19 protein-coding genes are annotated in these 21,825 nt (G+C 69.7%); 12 read left to right on the forward strand and 7 right to left on the reverse strand.

All coding sequences use genetic code 11. The annotated features are described in order from the left end of the window. Positions 1 to 28: 28 nt before the first annotated feature. Complete coding sequence (locus EXE45_RS01330) at positions 29 to 1,039, reverse strand: glycosyltransferase family 2 protein (RefSeq protein ID WP_137693304.1); 1,011 nt, start codon at positions 1,037 to 1,039, stop codon at positions 29 to 31. Between the two features lie 170 nt (positions 1,040 to 1,209). On the opposite strand from EXE45_RS01330, the gene EXE45_RS01335 reads away from it, so the two are divergent. From EXE45_RS01335 to EXE45_RS01345, 3 genes are all read left to right on the forward strand, one after another. Beyond that, positions 1,210 to 2,421 carry a Gfo/Idh/MocA family protein gene (locus EXE45_RS01335; protein ID WP_137693305.1) on the forward strand — a complete coding sequence of 404 codons (1,212 nt, stop codon included), beginning with the start codon at positions 1,210 to 1,212 and terminating at the stop codon, positions 2,419 to 2,421. A 10-nt stretch (positions 2,422 to 2,431) separates the two neighbouring features. Next, positions 2,432 to 3,649 carry a glycosyl hydrolase gene (locus EXE45_RS01340; RefSeq protein ID WP_137693306.1) on the forward strand — a complete coding sequence of 406 codons (1,218 nt, stop codon included), beginning with the start codon at positions 2,432 to 2,434 and terminating at the stop codon, positions 3,647 to 3,649. A gap of 182 nt (positions 3,650 to 3,831) precedes the next feature. Beyond that, entirely contained in the window at positions 3,832 to 5,016 is a 1,185-nt protein-coding gene (locus EXE45_RS01345) for a hypothetical protein (protein WP_137693307.1), read from the forward strand. A gap of 49 nt (positions 5,017 to 5,065) precedes the next feature. Here EXE45_RS01345 and EXE45_RS01350 read toward each other — a convergent pair whose 3' ends face one another. Next, positions 5,066 to 6,850 (reverse strand): hypothetical protein, encoded by a 1,785-nt coding sequence (locus EXE45_RS01350; RefSeq protein WP_137693308.1) that lies wholly within the window; start codon positions 6,848 to 6,850, stop codon positions 5,066 to 5,068. 445 nt (positions 6,851 to 7,295) lie between these two features. On the opposite strand from EXE45_RS01350, the gene EXE45_RS01355 reads away from it, so the two are divergent. Genes EXE45_RS01355 through wecB form a run of 6 tightly spaced genes read left to right on the forward strand, consistent with a single transcriptional unit; the run spans position 7,296 to position 13,740 of the window. Next, positions 7,296 to 7,916, forward strand: a complete 621-nt coding sequence (locus EXE45_RS01355) for an acyltransferase (protein WP_199233582.1) — start codon at positions 7,296 to 7,298, stop codon at positions 7,914 to 7,916. After that, positions 7,913 to 9,040 (forward strand): DegT/DnrJ/EryC1/StrS aminotransferase family protein, encoded by a 1,128-nt coding sequence (locus tag EXE45_RS01360; protein WP_137693309.1) that lies wholly within the window; start codon positions 7,913 to 7,915, stop codon positions 9,038 to 9,040. Before EXE45_RS01355 ends, EXE45_RS01360 begins: the two co-directional genes overlap by 4 nt. Continuing rightward, complete coding sequence (locus EXE45_RS01365) at positions 9,033 to 10,019, forward strand: Gfo/Idh/MocA family protein (protein WP_137693310.1); 987 nt, start codon at positions 9,033 to 9,035, stop codon at positions 10,017 to 10,019. Before EXE45_RS01360 ends, EXE45_RS01365 begins: the two co-directional genes overlap by 8 nt. Continuing rightward, positions 10,016 to 11,410, forward strand: coding sequence for a nucleotide sugar dehydrogenase (locus EXE45_RS01370; RefSeq protein ID WP_092922484.1), 1,395 nt, complete (start codon positions 10,016 to 10,018; stop codon positions 11,408 to 11,410). Before EXE45_RS01365 ends, EXE45_RS01370 begins: the two co-directional genes overlap by 4 nt. Continuing rightward, on the forward strand, positions 11,410 to 12,654 hold the full coding sequence (locus tag EXE45_RS01375; RefSeq protein WP_137693311.1) for a glycosyltransferase family 2 protein: 1,245 nt from the start codon (positions 11,410 to 11,412) through the stop codon (positions 12,652 to 12,654). Before EXE45_RS01370 ends, EXE45_RS01375 begins: the two co-directional genes overlap by 1 nt. A 3-nt stretch (positions 12,655 to 12,657) precedes the next feature. Continuing rightward, positions 12,658 to 13,740 carry a non-hydrolyzing UDP-N-acetylglucosamine 2-epimerase gene (gene wecB / locus EXE45_RS01380; RefSeq protein ID WP_137693312.1) on the forward strand — a complete coding sequence of 361 codons (1,083 nt, stop codon included), beginning with the start codon at positions 12,658 to 12,660 and terminating at the stop codon, positions 13,738 to 13,740. A gap of 32 nt (positions 13,741 to 13,772) precedes the next feature. Here the strand turns inward: wecB and EXE45_RS01385 are convergent, their stop codons facing one another. Further along, entirely contained in the window at positions 13,773 to 15,146 is a 1,374-nt protein-coding gene (locus EXE45_RS01385; protein ID WP_241989409.1) for an antibiotic ABC transporter permease, read from the reverse strand. Next, positions 15,143 to 16,267, reverse strand: a complete 1,125-nt coding sequence (locus EXE45_RS01390; RefSeq protein WP_092922474.1) for a DUF354 domain-containing protein — start codon at positions 16,265 to 16,267, stop codon at positions 15,143 to 15,145. The genes EXE45_RS01385 and EXE45_RS01390 overlap by 4 nt, the downstream gene beginning before the upstream one ends. A gap of 215 nt (positions 16,268 to 16,482) precedes the next feature. On the opposite strand from EXE45_RS01390, the gene EXE45_RS01395 reads away from it, so the two are divergent. Further along, complete coding sequence (locus EXE45_RS01395) at positions 16,483 to 18,663, forward strand: hypothetical protein (protein WP_199233583.1); 2,181 nt, start codon at positions 16,483 to 16,485, stop codon at positions 18,661 to 18,663. On the opposite strand, the gene EXE45_RS01400 is transcribed toward EXE45_RS01395, so the two are convergent. Further along, positions 18,605 to 18,904: a transcriptional regulator gene (locus EXE45_RS01400; RefSeq protein WP_092922471.1), complete on the reverse strand. Its 300-nt coding sequence runs from the start codon at positions 18,902 to 18,904 to the stop codon at positions 18,605 to 18,607. The genes EXE45_RS01395 and EXE45_RS01400 overlap by 59 nt on opposite strands. 358 nt (positions 18,905 to 19,262) lie before the next feature. Here EXE45_RS01400 and EXE45_RS01405 point away from each other — a divergent pair, with 358 nt between their 5' ends. Next, positions 19,263 to 20,222, forward strand: coding sequence for a DUF1616 domain-containing protein (locus EXE45_RS01405; RefSeq protein WP_137693313.1), 960 nt, complete (start codon positions 19,263 to 19,265; stop codon positions 20,220 to 20,222). Positions 20,223 to 20,225: 3 nt separating this feature from the next. Continuing rightward, positions 20,226 to 20,801, forward strand: a complete 576-nt coding sequence (locus EXE45_RS01410) for a metal-dependent hydrolase (RefSeq protein WP_137693314.1) — start codon at positions 20,226 to 20,228, stop codon at positions 20,799 to 20,801. A 26-nt stretch (positions 20,802 to 20,827) separates the two neighbouring features. On the opposite strand, the gene EXE45_RS01415 is transcribed toward EXE45_RS01410, so the two are convergent. Together EXE45_RS01415 and EXE45_RS01420 are read right to left on the reverse strand one after the other, a co-directional pair. Continuing rightward, positions 20,828 to 21,358: a hypothetical protein gene (locus tag EXE45_RS01415; protein WP_137693315.1), complete on the reverse strand. Its 531-nt coding sequence runs from the start codon at positions 21,356 to 21,358 to the stop codon at positions 20,828 to 20,830. Between the two features lie 20 nt (positions 21,359 to 21,378). After that, positions 21,379 to 21,810, reverse strand: a complete 432-nt coding sequence (locus tag EXE45_RS01420) for an NUDIX hydrolase (protein WP_394327279.1) — start codon at positions 21,808 to 21,810, stop codon at positions 21,379 to 21,381. Positions 21,811 to 21,825: the final 15 nt, after the last annotated feature.

Genomic DNA, 21,825 nt, shown 5'->3' on the forward strand with positions numbered 1-21,825 from the left:
GCGTCGGCGGTGACCCGGCCCGAGCGCGTCAGCGACTGGACGGTTTCTCGGCGCCCGTGTCCGTCGGCGACGCGAGTTCGAGCAGCTGGCCGTACGCCTTCGCGAGCGACGCGACGTAGCTCAAAAAGAGGAACGCGAACTGCTGGCGGACGGGTAGCTCCGTCCAGTCGCGCACCGACCGGCGCATGAAACTCGGCCGCGGCGGGAGGAAGGCGGCGGGGTTGAGCGCGGCGAGAACCGGCGGCCCGTAGCGCTCGGGGTAGTACCGCCGCAGCTGAGTTTTCCCGCGTCCGACCCGCCTAGACTTCCGGAGGAGCGCGCCGAGGGTCGTCCGGGTCGGGTGATACACCACGATGTCTGGGGTGTATCGGAGTTCGCGGCCGCTCGCCGCAACGCGGTTCCCGAACTCGACGTCCCCGCTCGACCGGAGCCGCGCGTCGAACCCGCCGACGTCCTCGAGGAGCGTCCGCGTGACGACCAGCGAACAGGTCGGCCCGAACGAGAGTTCCTCGACAAACCGCTGGACGTTGAGGTCCTTCAGCCGGTTGTACTTGGCCACCGTCCCTTCGTCGCCGGTCGTGAACAGCCGCACGTCGCAGGCGAGGTACGCCGCGTCCGTCAGGGCCATCTCCCGCGCGACGGCCTCGACCCACCCGGGATCGACGACCATGTCGGCGTCGATGAAGGCGACCACCGACCCCGTCGCGGCGGAGATACCGACGTTCCGGGCGGCGTACGAGCCCTGAACGTCGTCCTCGACGAACAACCGCAGCCCCTCGAACGTCTCGTCCCCGAGGTACTCGCGGACGACGTCGCGCGTCTCGTCCGTCGACCCGTTGTCCACGACGATCACCTCGTACCGGTCGGTGGTCGCGGTCTGTCGCCGGAGCGAGTCGAGCGTCGCCTCGATTCCGGCCGGGTCGTTGTACACCGGGATCACCACCGAGACGAACGGCAGTCCGTCACCCGATGCGTCGGTGCCGTCGCTCGCCTCGCCGAGGCGGGTCTCGCCGGTCGAGGGGCTGGGAGTGGGAGCCACAACGGGGTATCCGAGAGCGGCGGTATTGTTATGGGAATCGTACCGCCGCCCCCGCTCGACGCTCGTTCGAACGTCGCCCGTCGAATCGGCCCGCAGCCCGGCGGTTCGATTCGACCGCGTGCGGTAGGCGGTCTATACTCTTTGGTCGGGGGTGGCCTTCTCCGCTCGAAATGGTCTACGACGTCGCGGTCATCGGCACGGGCCCCGACCCCTCCGACCCCGACCGAGACGGATACGCGATGGGGTATCGTCACGGGCGCGCCTACGAGAGCAACGACGACTGCGAGCTCGTCGCGTGCGCGGACATCGTCCTCGAGAACGGACGGGCCTTCGCCCGCGAGTTCGACCTGCGCGAGGGAACCGTCTACGAGGACTACGAGACGATGCTCGACGCGGTCGAGCCGGACCTCGTGAGCGTCTGCGTGCCGCCGGGGATCCACGCCGCGATCGTCGAGGACTGCGCCGAGAGCGGGAACGTCTCGGCGATCCACTGCGAGAAACCGATGGCCGACACCTGGGGCGACTGTAAGTCGATGGTCCGGACCTGCGACCGGAACCGGGTCCAGCTCACCGTCAACCACCAGCGCCGGTTCGGCGCGCCGTTCCGGAGGGCCAAGGAGCTCCTCGACGACGGCGCGATCGGTTCGCTCACGCGGATCGAGTTCGCGGACGAGACGCTGTTCGACGCCGGGATCCACCAGGTCGACCTCTCCCGGTACTTCACCGACGGCGTCGACGTGGAGTGGGTGCTGGCGCAGGTCGACTACCGGGAGGAGAACCGGTGGTTCGGGACGCCGAACGCCACGCAGGCGCTCGTTCAGTGGCGCGACGCCGACGGGACGGTGGGGATCGCGACCACCGGCGAGTCGGCCCCGGAGGGGGCGTGTTACCTCCGGTTGGCCGGCACGGACGGCGCCATCGAACTCGGCGTCGACGGCGGACCGACGCTCCGCTACCGGACCGACGGCGGGACGTGGCAGTCGGTCGAGACGGACGGCGAGAACCTCCACGGCCTCGGTTTCCAGGGATACCTCGGCGCCGCGCTGCGCGGTGTGCGGGCGCGACTGCCGCTGGTCTCGACCGAGGTTCAGAAGCGACCGGTGTTCATCGAGCGGGCCATCGCGGACACGGTCGAGGGGCTGAAGACGGGGTCGGAGCCCGAACTGTCCGGACGGGACGCGCTCCGGTCGACGGAGGTGGTCTTCGCCGCGTGGGAGTCGGCCAGACGGCGCGGGCGAGTCGACCTCCCGCTCGAAATCGAGGACAACCCGCTCGTCGCGATGATCGACACCGGGTGGCTCGGTCCCGCGGCCGACCGCGCGGCGTCCGCCGCCGACACCCCCGCGGACGGGTCCGGCGACGGGTCGGCCGCCGAACGGTGACCCGTCCCCGATGACCCGACGCCACCTCGAGCGGGCGACCGAGCGCGGCGTCGTTGGGATGCGGAGCGAACCGCTTGACCTCGGTCCGGAGGTGCGGATCGGCGGGGTGAGAGACGGACGCCTCTACTGGACGCGCGGGCGGACGGTCGGCGTCTGGACGCGGTCCGAGGGAGGCGTCTCGCTCGGTACCCTCCCGACGCCGGGGGACGGGCGGCTTGACGCGGCCTTTCGCCTGCGACACGGCCGGTTCGCGAAGGCGGCCTTACGTCCCGTCGTCGGCTCGTGGACGACGACGAACCTCTGGCCGCTCCGCGACGGCACGCTGCTCGCGACAGTCGGGCGGCGGGTGTTCCGCTCCGGCGACTCCGGGCGGTCGTGGGCGCCGGTCCATCGGCTCCCCGACTCGTCGGGACCGATGGGCACGCTCCCGACCTCGGTCTGTCTCCACGGCGGCGACGTTTACCTCGCGGAGTACACGCTCGGGGACGACCCGGCTCGGATCCTCCGCAGCGATGACGACGGGCGGACGTGGGAGATTCGCGTCGAGACGACCGAAGTCCGTCACTTCCACGGCGTCTTCCACGACCCGTACCGGGACGCCCTGTGGGCGACGGCGGGCGACACCGACGACGAGAGCGCGGTCGGTCGCCTCGTCGACGGCGAGTTCGTCCGCGTCGGGAGCGGGAGCCAGCGGTGGCGGGCGGTCGGGCTCGCGTTCACGCCGACGGCCGTGCTGTGGGGGATGGACTGCTCGTACGCGGCGGACGTGGAGCTCCTTCGGCTGCGCCGCGACGGGCCCGCAGAGCCCGAAACGGTCGGACGTACGGACGCGTCGGCGTACTACGCGGCGACGCTGACGGTCGACGGTGACCTCTGGGTCGCCGTCGCGACGGCGGCAGAGATCGGCGATGACAGCACCGCGCCCGCGGGTCGGCGGAACCGCAGCGGCGACGCGGCGCGGGTGCTGGTCGCCTCCTCGTCGTCGTCGTACGAGACGTGGTACGAGCTGGCCGCGTTCCGCCGCCGCCGGCCGGTCGGTGAGCGCGTTCCGGGGGTCCCCACCGCGAGCGCGTACGTGTTCCTCGCCGCCGACGAGCGACTCGGACTGTTCGTTAACCCGTTCAACGCGCGGAGCGACGGCGGATCAGTGATGCGCGTCCCGCCCGAAGCGGTGTCCCGGGTCGCCGACGAAGCGCCCGCGGTGGACGCGTCGGCTCCCGACCGGTAGCGGGCGTCCTCGCCGCGGGCTCGACGGTCAAATCCGTGCGACGGGTCGTGTTCGACCGGCCCGGCGGGTGAGACCCGGGTACCGCCCGACCGGTCGCGCTACGGCGTCCCTACCCGTATTACTCTCTGAATTACAATGCGGCGGTGCGGTCACGCGCTCGCCCGCTTATGTCCAAGAGACACATGGAGCGAACCGTCGTACTGATCGCCGTCTGCTTGGTCGCAGCGGGCGGGATAGCCGCCGGCGTCTACGGGGCGAGCGCCCCCGTCTCGGACGCCGGTAACGGAACGGCGGTCGCCGACGAGCCGGACCGCGGACGGGCGTCGCCCGGGGACGTCCGGCGCCAGACCGAGGGGGGTCCCGCGGTGGTCGAACCGGGCGAGACGGTGACCGGGACCCTGTCGGCGTTCCCGGTCTACGCGTTCGACATCGAGCCCGGCGAGCGGGCCACGATCGAGTTCTCGCTTGAGGAACCGACAGACACGTCGATGGTCTACACGGCGTCGGTTCGGGCCGAGATGCCCGACGGCAGTGTGGCCCCCGACAGCGCCGGTCTCGGCGTTCAGAGCGGGGAGACGAGGCGATTCAACGCGACGACGAAGGCGCCGGGCCGAGCGGCGGTCAGAGTCGAGAGCACCACCGTCCGCGCCACCGGGACGTTCGAACTCTCGCTCGAGATAGCGCAGACCGCCGACGTGCCGGACGAGCCGAACGACGACCGGGAGAACGCGACGCGGCTCGAACTCACCGCCACCGACGCCGGACGCAACGCGACGGTCTCGGCTGACCTCGAGGGCGCCGACGTCGACTACTACGCGTTCACGCTCCCCGACTACGAGACGCCCGAGCAGCCGCGGTCGGTGACGGTCCCGGTCACCGTCACGGTCGACCGGGAGTCGGCGGACGGTGTCTCGGTGCTGAACGTGGACACCGCCCCCGCGGGGGAGCCGACCGACACCGCGACGCGGTACGTCGGCAGCGGGGCTCCCGCCACCATCCGGTTCAGCGCCGAGGAGAGCGAGTGGTACTTCGTCGCCGTGGCGGACGTAGCGGACAGCTCGGGGCCCTACGAGCTGAACGTGACCGTCGACGAGTCGGCGGTCACCGCGGAACCGGTGCCGGAAAACGGGACGCAGTCGCTCGACCAGATCTCACGAGTCGCGTACGGGATACCCTTCGACGAGTTGAGCGAGCCGACTGCTCGGCTCGTCCGGTCGGTCCACGACCGGCAGGACGCCGAGACGAAGCTCACGAAAGACGAGCTCTCGCGGATGCGCTACGAGATGCCCTTCTCGGAACTGAGCGGGGAGACGAAGGGAGAAATAACGACGCTCTATCGCGCCCAGTTCCCCGACGGCCCGCCGTAGGCGTCGGCGGGCGACTTGACGCCCGCGACGGGCGCAAACACGTGCGGCTTCAGGAGTCGAACTGCGCTCGGTACCGCTCGCGGATCGTCTCTTTTTGCTCCTCGTTAAGCGCCTCGTACTCGCTGTCGAACTCCGCCCTGGCCAGTTCGTCCCACGACTCGATCCGGTCGCCGTCGTCGGACTCGAACTGCTCGTCGAAGGCGGCCTCGATCTCCTGTTGGGTCTCGACGTCGATCGAGGTGAAATCGAAGTCGTCGTTCCGCTCGACGTCGAGGCCGAACTCCTGTCGCGCGATCTCCTCGCGGGTCAGGACCTCGGTGATCACGAGCCCGTCCGCGAACGGCTGCCGCTCGTAGATCTCGTCGACCTGCGACTGCGTCTCGCTGCTGACCTCGTCGTAGTCGAGCCCGTACTTCTCCTGGGTGATCACGTCCTTCGAGACCGTCTCGGTCTCGTCGTTCGACGAGGAAGATGACGACGATGAGGCGGAGCCACCACCACCGCCCGAGTAGTAGTCCCGGACGACCACGACGCTGGTCGCGTTGGTGTCTCCGGTGTACACGCCGAAGACGTGCGTGCCGAGCAGGTCGTCGTCGGTGAACCGGTCGCTGTCGGCGGGAATCACGAACTCAACGGTCGTCCGCTCGCCCGGAGCGAGGGTCACGGTCCGGTTCCCGGTCACCGTCTCCGGGTCGTCGTCGCCGTTCAGATCGATGCGGTGTTCGACGGTCTCGTTCGCGGCCGCGTCGCCGATGTTCGACACCCGCGCGGTGAACTCGACGTCGCCGTCCACGTCGGCCGACTCCGGTCCGTCGACGTCGTCGACTTTGAAGAAGCTCTCGCGGACGCGGAGCGTCGCCGTGGCCGAGTCGTTCGCCGTCGCGACGGCGACCGAGTAGTTCCCGCGGGTGAGGTTCGCCGTCGCCGCCGCGAACTCGAACGTCCTCGTCTCGTTCCCGTCGAGCGTCACCGACCGGTTCCAGTCGAACGACTCGGCCGGGCCGTCGAGCCAGACCGTCTCCGTGCCGGGGACGTCGCCCGCGTTCGTCAGCGTCACCGACCCGTTGAACCGGTCGCCCCTGACGGCGTCGGTGGTCATCGTCGCTCCCGCGACGCGGAACGTCGCCGGGCGGAGGACGACGAGTGTCCCCTCCCGAGCGCCATCTGCCGTTTCGACGCGGTACGCGTAGGTCCCCGGATCGAGCCCGTCGGTCCCGACCGAAAACCGCACGGTCGTGTCGGCTCCGGCCCCGAGTGTCGGCGCCCTCGTGGCGACGGCTTCCCCGACCTCGAACGCGCCGTCGCGGTCGCGGTCAAGGAGAAGATCAACGTTCCGCAGCCCGCGGAAGTCGCCGCGGTTGCGAACGGTCACGTCGACGGTCCCTAGATCGCCGCGAACGACCTCGCCCGCGCCGGCGTCGGAGAGGACGAACGCGGGCGGATCGAGGGTGACGTTGCCCGTCGCCAACGCCTCCGAGCCGTCGCTCAGCGTGAAGTTGTACCGTCCCGGTCTCAGCGCGTCCCTCGGGGCCGAGAGGGTGAGCCGGCGCGTCTCCCCGGCCGACAGGGTCACCGTCCGCTCGTCGACGGTGACGGCGGAGCCGCTCCCGCCTTCGACGACCAGGTCGTACGATCGCGTCGCGTTCGCGGCGTCGCTGTTGTTGAGCGTGGTCCGCACCTCGAAGGCGGTGTCGCCGGTGGTCGGCTTCACCGTCTCCGTGTCATCGACGGTCACCGACGCACCGCCTCCGAGATCCGCGACGGACGCGGCACCGACGGTCCCGCCGACGACGAGCAGCACCGCAGCCACCGCGTGGATACCGGTTATCTCCATACGTGAGTGTCCGCGAATGTCGACTTTGTTACGATGGGCATACCTCGGGAGAGCGGGCTCGAACAGGGGGAGCGGCGCGATAGCGATCCCCCGCTGGCGCGAGCCGAGTAACGCCGGGGGACAGGTGAGTAACGCCGGAGGCGAGGCGAGTAACGCGAGACGTGAGCCGCGTGCCCACTCCTTACTCCGTCGTCGGGTTCACGGCATTCTGCCCCGGTCGCGTCCGTGGCTCCGTCGACGCGGGCCCTCGTCAGCGTTCCGCTCGGCGGACCGGCCGTCGATCCAGATCCGCGCCGAGCGCCTTTCGAATGGTCCTCTCGCCCGATTTCGCCCGCTTCAGCGTGGATTCGGTCGCCGGTCGGGGCCGACCGAGTATGCAGATCGTACCCCGACAAGCCTCTCCATAACAATGACCGGACCGGCCGCATCGCCACACGAGTCAGTCATGGACGATTTACAACGGAACGCCCCGGCCTCGACGGTCACGAACGTCGAACTCGGTCCGCGGTCGACGGTGAGCGAGCGCGCGACGGTCGGGTACGAGTACGCCGAGGGCGCCGGTGCGACCGTCCTCGGCGCCGACGCGACGGTGCGGTCCGGTTCGATCGTGTACGCGGACGTGCGTGCGGGAGACGGGTTCACGACCGGACACAACGCCCTCGTCAGGGAAGGGACCGAGCTCGGCGACGACGTCCTCGTCGGCACCAACAGCGTCATCGACGGGGAGACGACGGTCGGCTCGCACGTGAGCCTCCAGACGAACGTGTACGTCCCCCGGGAGACCGCGATAGGCGACGGCGTGTTCGTCGGACCGGGCGCGGTGCTGACGAACGACCCCTACCCCGTCCGCCGGAACGGCGACCTCGAGGGGCCCACGCTCGCCGACTCGGTCTCTATCGGCGCCAACGCGACCGTCCTCCCCGGCGTCTCCGTCGGCGAACGGGCGTTCGTGGCCGCCGGCGCCGTCGTCACCGACGACGTGCCGCCCGAGACGCTCGCCGCCGGCGTCCCCGCCGAACACCGAGACCTCCCGGAACCGCTCGACGACTCCAACACGATAGCATGAGCCGGGTCGCCATCGCCGACCCCGACGTCGGCGAACGGGAACTCGAGCGCGTCCGCGAGGTGTTAGCGAGCGGCCGACTGGCGGACGGCCCCGTCGTCCGCGAGTTCGAACGCGAGTTCGCTGACTTCTGCGGCGCCGACCACGGGGTCGCGGTCGCCAACGGGACCGCCGCCTTACAGACCGCGCTCGAAGCCGTCGGGATCGGCGACGGCGACGCGGTCGTCACCACGCCCTTCTCGTTCGTCGCGAGCGCGAACGCCGTCCGGCTCTGCGGCGCGCGCCCGGTGTTCGCCGACATCGACCCGGCGACGTACACGCTTGACCCCGATTCGGTCGAGGCCGTCGTCGAGGCGACCGACGACGTCGCTGCGATTCTCCCGGTCCACCTGTACGGGCTGGCCGCGGAGATGGACCGGCTGACCGACATCGCCGAGGAACACGACGTCGCGCTGATAGAGGACGCGGCGCAGGCGCACGGAGCTGCCTACGACGGGACGGCCGTCGGCACGTTCGGTGACGCCGCCTGCTTCTCGTTTTACCCCACGAAGAACATGACGACCGGCGAGGGCGGGATGGTCGTCACCGACGATCAGGGGGTCGCCGAGCGCGCCGCCCGCTTCGTCAACCACGGGCGGTCGGACTCCGCCGACCACGGCTACGATCACGTCTCGGTCGGGCACAACCTCCGACTGACGAGCCTCTCGGCCGCTATCGGGGTGGAACAGCTCCGGAAGCTCCCGGCGTACAACGCGCGCCGCCGGGAGAACGCGGCGGGGCTCTCGGCGGCGCTCGAGAACGTCTCGGCGCTGACGCTGCCGGTGGAGCCGCCGGAGCGCCGTCACGTCTACCACCAGTACACGATCCGCTGTCCGGACCGGGCGGCGCTCCGGGAGCACCTCGACGATCGCGGCGTCGACACGGCCGTCTACTACCCGACGCTGATCCCGGACCAGCCGGCGTACGACGGGTACGAAGCGTCGGTTCCGACGGCGAGTCGGATCGTCGACGAGGTCGTGTCGGTGCCCGTCCACCCCGGTGTCACCGACGAGGACCTCACCCGGATCGCCGACGCCGTCCGCGACCACTACGGCCTGCCGGAGGCGGAGGTGATCGCGAATGACTGACGACGCGCCGCTCCGCGTCGGGGTCATCGGCGTCGGGAGCATGGGCGCCCACCACGCCCGCGTGTACGCCGGGTCGTCCGCGGTCGACCTGGTCGGCGTCGCCGACGACGACTGGGACCGGGCGAAAGAGATCGCCGAGAAACACGGGACGCGGGCGCTCAATCGGGGGACGCTGCTTCAGGCGGTCGACGCCGTCTCGGTGGTCGTGCCCACGCAGTTCCACGCGTCGGTCGTGCGGGAGGCGCTGGAGGCCGACACGCACGTCCTCGTCGAGAAGCCGTTCGTCGACGACATTGCGACCGGCCGGGAGCTGATCTCGCTCGCCGACCGGAAGGACCTCCGGCTGCAGGTCGGCCACATCGAGCGGTTCAACCCGGCGGTGCGGGCCCTCGGAGACGTTCTTCCGGAGATGAACGTCCTCGCGGTCGACGCCCGTCGGCTCGGGCCACCGATAGACCGCGATACCGCCGACGGCGTGGTCGAGGACCTGATGATCCACGACCTCGATATCCTCCTGTCGCTGTTCGACGCCGAGGTCGACGAGACGTTCGCGGCGGGGATCCGCTCGGACCCCTACGTCACGGCGACGCTCCGGCTCGACAACGGCGTGTTAGGCACGCTGACCGCGAGTCGGATCACCCACCAGAAGGTCCGCGAACTCGCGGTCACCGGTCGGGACTGTCGGGTGACGGTAGACTACCTGACCCAGTCGGTGAAGATCCACCGGCACTCGCTGCCCGGCTACGTCGAGTCGAACGGCGACGTCAGGTACCGCTCAGAGAGCGTCGTCGAGCGACCGCAGGTCAAAAACGGCGAGCCCCTCCGCGGCGAGATCGCGTCGTTCGTCTCGGCCGTGAACGAGGGGACCGCCCCCGAGGTCACCGGGCAGGACGGGCTCCGGGTGATCGAGCTGATCCGCGAGATCAGCGAGGCGCTCGACGGTCCCGAAGCGCCGGTCGCGAAGTCGGGTGGCCGATGACGACGAACGCTCCCTCGACGGAGACCGTCGGGCTGTACGGCGCCGACGCGTCTCCGGACGAACAGCGCGCGGCCCTCCGCGAGGGGCGCGCCCCCGTCGCGGTGTACGGGATGGGAAAGATCGGGCTGCCGCTGGCGCTGGTGTACGGCGAGACGAGCGGTGCGGTGACCGGCGTCGACGTCGACCCCGAGCGCGTCGCCGCGCTGGCGGACGGGAACAACCCCTTCGAGCACGAGCCGGGCGTGTCCGGGCTGCTGTCGGAGCTGGTCGCCGACGGCCGGTTCACCTCCACGACCGACGGGGAGGCCGCGGCGGCGACGGCTCGGGTCCACGTGATCGTCGTGCCGACCGTGATCGACGGCGACGACGACCCGGACCTCGGGGCGCTGGAGGCGGTCACAGAGACCGTGCGGTCCGGTCTCGACCCGGGCGACGCGGTATTCGTGGAATCGACGGTCCCGCCGGGGACGTGCGCGGAGGTCATCCAGCCGATCCTCACCGCCGGCGACCGAGAGCCGGGGGAGTTCGGGCTCGCGCACACCCCCGAACGAACCGCCAGCGGCCGCGCGCTCCGCGACATCCGCGGGTCGTATCCGAAGGTCGTCGGGGGTGTCGACGCGGAGAGCGGGCGGGTCGCGGCGCTGGTCTACGACGAGGTGAGCGACAACGAGGTCGTCAGGACCGACAGCGCGAGGACGGCGGCGTGCGTCAAGCTCTTCGAGGGCGTCTACCGCGACGTCAACATCGCGCTCGCCAACGAGCTGGCGACGTTGACCGACGCCTTCGACGTCGACGTGATCGAGGCCATCGAGGCCGCGAACACGCAGCCGTACTGTGATATCCTCACCCCTGGCGCCGGCGTCGGCGGGCACTGCATCCCGTACTACCCGTACTTCCTGCTCGACGGGGTGGCGGACCCCGCGCCGCTGATCCGGACGGCGAGGTCCGTCAACGAGCTGATGCCGGGGTTCGTCGTCGAGACGCTGGTCGACGGGCTGGCGACCGACGGCCCCGTCGAGGGCGCGACGGTCGCGCTGTTCGGCGTGGCCTACCGCGCGGGCGTTCCCGAGGCGCGGGCTTCGCCCGCGATCGACGTCGCTCACCGGTTGGACCGGCTGGGTGCGACCGTCCTCGCGGTGGACCCGATCCTCGACGAACTGCCCGAAATGCCCGCCGAGCGCGTCGATATCGACGAGATAACGGAACGCGACGTCGACGCGGCCGCCCTCGTCACGGCTCACGAGGAGTTCGGGCACGTCGACTGGCGCGCCTTCGAACGCGAGGGACCGGAGGGGGGTCGGCGCGGCATCACCGTCGTCGACGGGCGACAGGCGCTTGACCTCTCGGAGACGGCACACAGCGTTTACACCGTCGGACGGGGGTGGCGCTGATGTACGGGGGCGCCACCGTCGCCGTCGTGATCCCAGCGTACAACGAGGCGGGGTTCGTCGGCGAGGTCATCGAGACCGTCCCCGGGTTCGTCGACCGCGTGTATGTCGTCGACGACTGTTCGACCGACGGCACGTGGACGGAGATACGCGAGACGCTCACCGGGCTCGAAGGGTCGGAGCGACCCGGCGGTAGCCTGCGACCGATCGCCGACGAGTCGCCCGCGGAGGGATCGGGACCGCTGGCGGACGGGTCGGGATCGGTGACGAACGGTCCCGACGGGACCGAAGTCGCGGCGGGGCCGGCCTGGCGCGACCGGATCGTTGCCCGCGACGCGCGCACCGGGACGGTGCTGCCTGACCGCATCGTCGTCGCGCTCCGCCACCGCGAGAACGCTGGGGTCGGCGGCGCCATCAAGACGGGCTACCGCAACGCGATGGCCGACGACGCCGACGTCGACGTCGTGGCGGTGATGAACGGCGACGGCCAGATGGACCCGGCGATACTCGACCGGATAATCGGTCCCGTCGTCCGGGGCGAGGCCGACTACGCCAAGGGCAACCGCCTGCGACACGCGGAGTACCGGCGGCAGATGTCGACGTGGCGGATGTTCGGCAACGTGCTGCTGACGGGGCTTACCCGGATCGCCAGCGGCTACTGGCGGATGGCGGACCCCCAGAACGGGTACACCGCGATCTCCAGCCGGGCGCTCGACCGCGTCGAATTCGAGTCGCTCTACGAGGACTACGGGTTCTGTAACCACCTGCTCGTCCGCTTGAACAAACAGGGGCTTCGGATCGCCGACGTGCCGATGCGGGCGGTGTACGGCGACGAGACCAGCAATATCCGGTACGCTTCGTTCGTCCCGAGACTCTCGCTGCTGCTGTTTCGGAGCTACCTCGGTCGGCTGCTCGACGACGGCGACCGCGGGATGGGGTCGCCGACCGCCGTCGCACAGCTGCTCGGGATGGGACTGCTCGTCGGCGGGGCCGCGCTCGCGGCCGGGTCTGCCTTCACCGGAGCGGGCGGAACGACCGTCGCAACCGGCGTCTTCGGGCTGTTCGGGCTCGCATCGTTTCTCACCGGCGTCGCGGCCGAGCGGCGGGCCGACGCGGGCCTCGAGGTCCACGTCGAGCCCGGCGACCTCTCCGGGGAGTTCGACTTCGCCGCGTCCGAGGGGGCTACCGGGGACGAGCGCTCGGGGATCGCACCGACGACGGACGAGTCGACCGCGAGGGAGGACTGACCCGTGCGGATCTGTTCGGTGGTCGGCGCGCGCCCCCAGTTCGTCAAGGCGTTCCCGGTCTCTCGGCGGCTGCGCGCGAACCACGAGGAGGTCCTGATCCACACCGGACAGCACTACGACGAGTCGCTGTCCGGGGTCTTCTTCGAGGAGCTCGACATCCCGGAACCGGAGTACAACCTCGGCGTGGGATCGGCGGATCACGCCCCGCAGACGGCCGAGATGATGCGCCTGATAGACGAGGTGATCGAGGCGGAGTCGCCGGACGCCGTGCTCGTCTACGGCGACACGAACTCGACGCTCGCGGCCGCGCTGGTCGCGGCGAAACGGGAACCGATCCTGGCGCACGTCGAGGCCGGCCTCCGGAGCGGCAAGTGGTCGATGCCCGAGGAGGTGAACCGCGTCCTCACCGACCACTGCTCGGACCTGCTGTTGACGCCCGGAGAGAACGCCGCGGAGAATCTCCGCGACGGCGGGATCAGGGGCGACGTGGTCGTGACCGGCGACGTGATGTACGACGCCGTCCTCGCCGTTCGCGACCGGGTGCTCGACGGGGACGCTCCCCTCCCGGTTCCGGGGCTCCGCCCCGACGCGTACGCTTTAGCGACGGTCCACCGGGCGTCGAACACCGACGATCCGGACCGACTGGCAGGGATCCTCGACGGTTTGACCGGGGTCGACATCCCGGTCGTCCTGCCGCTCCACCCGCGGACGGAGAACGCGCTCCGGGAGCACGGCCTGTACGACCGCGCGGCTGCGGAGGTCCGCCTCGTCGACCCGGTCGGCTACGTCGAGTTCCTTCAACTGCTCGCGAACGCGTCGAAGGTCGCCACCGACTCCGGCGGGGTCCAGAAGGAGGCGTTCTACCTCGACACGCCCTGCGTCACGCTCCGCGACGAGACGGAGTGGGTCGAGACCGTCGAGGCGGGATGGAACGTGCTGGTCGGGAGCGACCCGGACCGCATCTCCCGGGCGCTGTTCGACCGATCGGAGCTCCCGCCGAAACCCGAGCTGTACGGCGGCGGCAACGCGGCCGATCTGACCGTCTCGGCCATCGAGACGAGGCTCGCCGACGCGCCGGACGACTGAGCGGAGGAGAAGCGCGGTCGCGCCGCCGACCGCTACTGCCCGTTCCGTTCGCGCCCTCGCTCACGGGCGTTCAGGTACTCGCCGAGGGCGAAAGCCATCCACGCCTGACACCAGCGCATCAGCGTGAACCGCTTCGTGTAGAACCGGCGTTTCTGGTAGTAGAACTGCCCGTCGCCGGCGTACAGCTCCGAGAGCGTCCAGTCGATGATCCGGGACGCGAACGCCGTGTCGCCGGCCGCGCTGAACAGCACGATCCCCTCCGCCGCGGCGTGGACGTCCTTCGGATAGGCGCTCTCCTCGTCCCAGTTGGGCGCCCCGGAGGGCTCGAACAGCGTCCGGCGGTAGAACTCGATCCCGCGCTCTAGCGTGTCGTCGTACCGGGTCGCCCCCGTCACCTCTCGATGCCGGAGGAGCGACTCCAAGACGAACCCGTTGTGGTGGTTGTCCATCGAGAGGTGCGAGGCGGACGGCGGGTCGGTGTACGTCCACCCGCCGACGTCGGCCTGCTGGCTCGCGACGTAGTCTAAGATCCGCTCCGCTCGCTCGCGGAGTTCGGGACGAGGGTGGCGATCGTGGAGGTCGAGGAGCAGCCGCGCGCCGAGCGCGTTCGCGTTGATGACCGTCGCCTCGCCCGCCTCGGCGCCGGCGTGGTAGTCGATCCTGGCCGTCCCGTCCGACTCCCGGTAGTTGAGCGCCTCGAACACGAACGGGAGCGCGGACTCGGCGACCGCCGCGAGGCTTCCGCCGGCAGCTCCGTCGAGGGGATCCGCGTCGTTCTCGACGTCTCCGGTGCCGTCGCTCTGGGACAGCAGCGCTCGCACCGCGTAACCGGTCGAGACGATGCCGGGGTGTTTCGCCGGCAACCGCTTGTCGAGCCCCTGCGTCGCGTGCTGGTGCCCGCCACAGAACCCCCCGTAGCCGCGCGTCCGGTTCTCGACGAGCCACGTCGACAGCCGGTCGGCCTCGCGGCGGTAGCAGGCGTCGCCGAGGCGGTCGTACGCCCGCCGATTTGCCAGCACGAACAGCGCGGTCCCCTTGAAGCTCTGCCGCTGTTCCACCGACATGAGCCGCCGGACGTTGACCGGCGCCCGCTTTATGACCTCTTGTATCAGGATGTTCGTCCACTTGGTCTCGAAGGGCAGCGCCCGCCTGATGCGGCTGCTCATGCCGTCGAAGTAGTCCCAGCCGGTGTAGTCGCGCTCCCTCGCATAGCGGAGCGTCTCCGTCAGAATCTCCGCGACGGCGTCGTCCGCGACCCAGTGTGCGTCGTCGTGTCCGCCGGTCTCGAGCGCGGGAAGAGCGTCGTCGGTCCCGCGGTCTGCGAGAGGCCGACCCGGCTCACCGCCGGCCCTCTCCGCGCGGTTCACGCCGTCTTCGTCGGCCGCCCCGATGTCGGAGGCCGTCACGTCGACTCCTCCGTGAGGGGCGTCGACCGGTCGGGTGTGTGTCGCTCGGTCCCGCCGCGCCACCGTTCGAGGCCCGGGACCGCGGTCCCGCCGTCCGCTTCAGCGACCGCGACGATCACGTCCGTGAGATCCACGAGTCCGCCGACGTACTCGTCGCGTCGGCGCCGCCAGTCCTCGCCGATCGATTCGTCGCGCAGGACGTCGACGCCCGTAGAGACGACCTCCTCGAACTCGGGAGTGTTGACCACTAGACCCCGTCGCTCCAGCTCTGTGAAGTTCCCCATGTCGCCGTCGCCGACGAAGGAGTTGGATCGGACGACCGGCGTCCCGAGCAGCGCGGCCTCGGTACAGACCGTCTGCGTGTCCGTGACGACGAGCCGCGCCGCCGACAGCGCGTCGTGAAGTAGCGCGGGGTGGACGTCGAACTCGCGGGCGGGAAGCGAGTCGAGGTCCAGCGTCCCGCCCTCGTCGGAGACGAACACCGCGGCGTGGTCCGCGAACGTCTCGACCAGCCGTTCGCGCTGTTCCGGCGCGAATCCGGAGTGCCCCACGTCGTGGTGCGACCCGAACGCGTTGAACCGCAGGAGGACGAACGCCTCGTCGTCGGCGAGGTCGAGGGCATCGCGTATCTCCGGGTTCGGCCGGTAGGCGTCCGGGTGGAGGTACGCCGTCTCGCAGAAGCCGTGGAACTGGTAATGGGATTCCCCGAGATCCTTCCCGAAGGTGTGCGGCGTGAGGAACGCCGCGGCGAACGGTCGGGAGACGGCGTGATCGAGAGAGGTCGGCTCCGAGTCGAGGACCAACACCGCGGGGGCGCCGCTGACCAACCCGGCGTGGGCAGCGTACGCGCCGACCCCGAATATCACGTCGGGAGCGAACGACCGGACCGCGGGAACGAGGCGGGCGTAGTGCCAGGGGAGGTTCCGGAACAGCGACTCCTTCGTCGTTCCGCAGGCGCCGTAGATCCGATAGGGAAGGTCGTACCGGTCGAGCAGCGCGACCGTACAGCCGTAGTCCCGGCCCAAGACGAGCACGTCGTGACCGGCCCGCTCCAGTCGGTCGACGGCGTGTTTGTACAGATGTACGTGGGCGGGCGTGTTCGTGAAGAAGACGAATCGCATGTGCTCGATTTCGGAGACCCGATCTAATTGTAATGGCTCGCTTACCGCCCTGACCCCCGGCGGGCGGGGAAACGGGGGGCTTCCGGGGCCGGTAACCGATGTATAACAAAACACGCCACCGGGTTCGATAGGGTAGTGCTCGTTCACCAGCGCGTCAGGCCCGCGACAACGCGGACGAGTCGCGGTCCGCGAGATCGAACACGGAGTGAGACGACGTGAGGAAGCCGGTCAGACTCGGCAGAGAGGAAGTGGTCGAAACGGGACTGGCGGTCGGCTACCTCGCCCTCGGGGCCGCGGTCGGCGCCGCGTACACCGCCCCGGCGACGGGCTACGAGCTGTCGATATACGCGTCGACGCCGACGGCGACGTGGGCGGCGCTCGCCGTCGTAGCCGCGATCTCGGTCGCCGTCTTCCTCACCGCCGAGCGGTACCTCGCACCGGCGGTGCTACTCGGGGGGCTCGGGGCCGGGTCGGTCGCCGGGCTCCCGCTGATCCGGGGCTACCACTTCTACGGCCGGAGCGACTCGCTCGTTCACCTCGGACTCGTCCGGTCGATAAAGATTGGAAACGACCCGCTCCAGCTGTTTTATCCGGGGAGCCACCTCATCGCGACCGGGCTCGCGAAGGTCGCGGCCGTGGACGTCCCACGGGCCATGATGCTCGTCATGTGGGCGTACACGCTCCTGTTCTTCGCGAGCGTCGCGCTCTGCGTCTGGTTTCTGGTCCCCGACCGCCGGGCGCTCGGGGTCGGGGCATTCTCCGCGTTCCTCCTCCTCCCGGTAAACAACGTCAGCACGTACCTCCACTTCCACACCTACTCGATCGGGATGCTGTTCGTTCCCTTCGTGTTGTACCTCGTGTTCTCGCACCTGATCGGCGGGGACGGACGTGAGCGCCTCGTCGAACGGGTCGCGGACGGACGGGGAGCGATCGACCGTGCCGGGTTGGGGTACGACGACGGTGCGGCGTTCGACGTGGGACTGCGGCGGCCGGCCCCGACGACCTACCTCCTGCCGCCGGTCCTGTTCGCCCTCCTGCTGGTTCACCCTCAGGTCGCGTTGAACGTCATGTTGCTGCTCGGTGGGATGGCGGTCGCACAGCACGCGTTCCGATGGTTCCGCCCGAACGACCCGATCGCCGGGTACCGGCTGGTCACGCTTCAGACGATCTTTCTCACGGTGGCGTTCGCGGCCTGGATCGCCACCCACGAGTGGCAGTTCATCAACACGGCGGAGGCGATGATCCAGTCGGTGAGCGACTTCGTCACCGGCGACGGTAGCGCGACTCCCCGCGTGGCGAGCCAGAGGGAGTCCGCGTCGTCGGTCGGGGCGAGCATCCAGGTGCTGTTCGTCAAGCTGTTCGGGGTCGCGGCGGTCTACTCGCTGCTCGCGGCGGGGGTCGTGGCGGGGCGACTGACCGGCTACCTCGGCCCGCCGGCCGGGGCCGGATCGATGCGGTCCACGCCGGACACCGCCAGGGACGTCACCGCGTTGTTTTTCGCCGGGTGTCTGCTGCTGTTCCCGTTCTTCGCGGCCCACCTCGTGGGGTCCATCTCGACGTACCTCTTCCGACACGTCGGGTTCCTCGTGATGCTCGCCACGATATTCGGGGCGGTCGGCGTCCGGTACCTGCTCGACGAGGAATCGTCCGTGAGCGACGTCGATTACCCGTGGACTGAGCCCGAGAGCCGGTCGACCGGGCGACGGATCGCGGCGTCGCTCCCCGACGCCAGAACAGTCGCGACGGTCGCGGCCGTCGTGCTCGTCCTGTCGCTGTCGCTGGCGACGATTTTCCCCTCTCCGTTCGTCTACCTGTCTGGCTCGCACGTCCCGGAGGGCGAGATGGACGGTTACGAGCGGGCGTTCGCGAGCCAGTCGAGCGGGTCGCCGGTGTGGTTCAGCGGAGTGCGTCACACGTCCGATCGCTACGAGATCGCGCTGTACGGCGCGGCGGGGGCGCCGTGGGACCGACAGGTAAAACCGGCCGTGAAAAAGAGCGCACCGGTCCCGGAGCAGGCGATGTTGGACGGGTTGCCGACGTTTTACGCGAACCACCCGGAGGAAGTCGTCAGGCGTGACCACTACTTCGTGGTCGCGGAGGCCGACCGCCAGCGGGAGGTCGAGGCGTACCGGGAACTGCGGTACTCCGCGGAGAGCTTCGAGGCCGTTGCTGCCCAGCCGAACGTCGGGAAAGTCAGGGATAACGGCGAGTTGACGGTCTACTTCGTCGACATCGAGGAGGACCCGTCCGCGAACGCGGTCGACGACCGCGAGCGGATCGCCTCCGGGAGAGCGCGGAGAACGGCGCCGAGCGTTCCCGTCGCGGCCGCGTCGAGGCTCAGTCGGCCAACCCCTCGGCCTCGATCCGTTCCCAGAGCCGCTTCCCTTCCTCAGTGACGCCGTAGATGCGACCCTTTCGCTTCTCTTTCGAGACGAGCAGTTCGACGAGCGAGCGCTCCCGGAGGGAGCGCAGCGCCCGCGAGACGTGCGTGATCGGGAGACTAGTTCGGGACGCGATAGACGAGGGGATCGACGGGCCGTCGACGAGCTGTTCGAGCACCGCCGTTCGGTACTTGGAGCTGATGATGAACCCGATCTGATCCCAGTCAGTGGAGTCTTCGTTCCGCTCGTTCTCCATCGGGCTCCCTACCTGCCGTACGGGCATAAGGCGTGGAGATTGTTTACGACGACCCGAGCGCCGCGACGACGACTCGGTTCCCGCGGTCCGGCTGTCGGCGATCCGCGCGGAGTCAGGCGGTAACGAAATCTTACCGGCTGCGGGCGATCGGCCATCGCGTCAGAGGACCGGAATATGTTCTCCATAACGATATGGCGACCCGACGGAGAGATGTCCGAATGAGTGACCGCCGTCTCGTCTCACGCGGCCGTGCCCCCTCGTCCGGCGAGCGTCACCCCGCACCGCGTGACCGTCGTCCAGTCCCGGTCGCCGTAGGAACCCGCCGTAGCGGGCCCAACCGCTCGCGCCCCGGACGGCGATGAGTTCGATAGCCGACGAGCTCTTCGAGAGCCGCGACCTTCTGGCGGTGGGGGTGTCGGTCGCGGTCTCGGTCGTGACCATCGCGATCGGTACGACTGGTGTGGCCCGACTCCCGCCCGCCGTCCTCCTGCTCCTCGTGCTCCCCGGGTACGTGACCGCGGCGTTCGCGTACGCCGGGCGCGAGCGCGCGCCATGGACGTTCACAACCGTCGTCGAGCGGTTCGCGCTCTCGCTCGGCGGCAGTCTGGCGATACTCCCCCTGCTCGCGATCATCGTCTACCTCGCGGTCGGGGCGCTGACCACGTGGGGGCTCGTCGGGCTCGTCTCCGGGTACGTCGTCGTCGTCGCCGCCGCCACGGTCGTCCGTCGCACCGGCCACTCCGGAGGCGGCGGTCACCGGACCGGACCGGCGCGATCCGGGACCGAGATATCGTCATCCGGCCTCCTCTCCGGCGGTCTAACTCCCTCCACGGTCATCCTCGCGGTGAGCGTGATCCTCGCGGTCGGAACGCTGGGCACGGCGGTGACCGTCCCAGCCGACGGAGAGACGGCGACGGACCTCCACCTCCTGACCGAACAGGGGGGACAGCTGGTCGCGAACGACTACCCGAACGCGCTGACCCAGGGCGAGTCGGCTGCCATCACCGTCGGCGTGACCAACGACGAGCATCGGCCGGTCGAGTACACCGTCGTCACTGAGCTTCAACGATTTCAGCTCAGCGGGCGGTCAGTCGTCGTCACCGACAAGCGTCGGATAGACCAACACGCCTTCGAGCTGGCGCAGGGTGAGAGCTGGCGCGAGTCCGAGGAGTTCCGGGCGTCGCTCGCCGGTGAGAACGTGCGCTTCGTGACGTATCTCTACCGAGGGGATCCGCCCGAGAACCCGACGGCCGACACGGCGTACAGGACCACCTACGTTTGGTTGGACATCCAGCCGTCCGCGGCGAGCGGTGAGTAAGCGATGTGGCCGTGGAGTCACCTGGCGGTCGGGTACGTCGCGTTCTCGGCGTTCGTCCGGATCGCGTTACGGCGTCGGCCGAGCGACCGGGCCGCGGTCGTCCTCGCGGTCGCCACCCAACTTCCGGACCTCATCGACAAGCCACTGGCCTGGCAGTTCGGACTGCTGAGCAACGGCGTCGGCGCCGCGCACTCCCTGATCGTCGGCGTTCCCGTCGCGCTCGCCGTCGCCGTCGGCCTCCGGTTCAGGGGTCAGGCCGAGTTCGGCGCCGCGGTCGCGATCGGCAACGTGATCCACGTGTTGGGAGACATCCTCTTCGCCGGCCTGTTCGGTCGGCCGCCGGTCCTCCCCTCGTTCCTCTGGCCGGTCTACGCGCCCCCCGTGTCCGCCTCCGCCCCGCCGGGGCTCGGCGCGAAGACGCTACAGCTGCTGCTGGACAGCCGGGCTCTCCTCGGCGGCGAAGTAGGTCGGACGTACTTCCTGGCACAGGGGCTCTTCCTCTGCGGGACCGCGGCTCTCTGGCTCCGCGACGGAAAACCGGGTTTCGCCCTGCCGCGGGCGGTCTGGCGCTCGGAGTGACGGACGGGTCCCCCCGACGGTGCGGCTCAGTCCCGACCGCCCCGTTCGGTCTCGATATATTGGAACAGCGCGATCGCGACGAGCAGAGCCCAGGCGACACCGATCGCCACGACCTCGGTCTGGTCGACCGATCCGCCGCTGAGCGTGACCAGGCCGTACACCGCGACACCGAACAGGGCGATCAGGAGGTAGTAGCGTCCCCACGGTCGCGAGTCGTCGCCGTCGGGGGCGTCCGCGTCGAGGTAGCGGTTGACGTCGGTGCCGCGGTCAGTGAGCCGTATCTCGCCCGTGTCGCTGTCGTGTTCGACGATCCCGGCCGCTTCGAGCTTCGGAATGTGCGTCTGATGGAGGGAGACGTAGAGCCGCTTCTCCTCTTTGTCGGTCAGCTCCTCGGGGTCCGTCTCGTTTTCCCACGCCGCGACCTCGGTCGCGAGGTCCTGTAGTCGGATCCCACCCGGGTTCTTATTCAGGTACTGAAGGATGAACCGCCGTCGCGGATTGCTGAGGAGGCTGAACAGCTCGTCCTGGCTCAGTCCGTTTTCCTGAGTTTCCGTCATCGTGTGGCTCGGTGGCGGTGTCACCGCTCTCCGTCCGGTTCCGCCACCGACCGCTCGATGAAGCGCTCGACGGGTTCGAGAGTCGTCGACAGCAGCTCAGTGGGCTTCAGCCAGTCGTAGTCGAGGATTCGCTCCGACGGGTTCGGCGCTGGCTCCGACTCGAGCGTCGCGTCGAATATCGTGTAGACGGTCGTCGCGGGGCGACTCGTGTGCCGGTAAACAAGGCGGCCGACCCGCTTGCCGACGGCGGCGCGGCACCGGATCTCCTCGGCGATCTCCCGGCTGAGACACTCCGAGAGGGATTCCCCGGGCTCGACGCCGCCGCCCGGGAGCGTCCAGAACGGCGAGCCGTCGTCGTGGCGCTCCCTGACGAGCAGGACCCCGTCGTCGTTCGTGACGAGGGCTTTCGCTCCGAACCGGAGCTTCCGGCGCTCGGGTTCACCCTCCGACACGTTCGGAGGGGACGG

This window comes from Halorubrum sp. SP9, assembly GCF_005435015.1.
Lineage (GTDB): Archaea > Halobacteriota > Halobacteria > Halobacteriales > Haloferacaceae > Halorubrum > Halorubrum sodomense.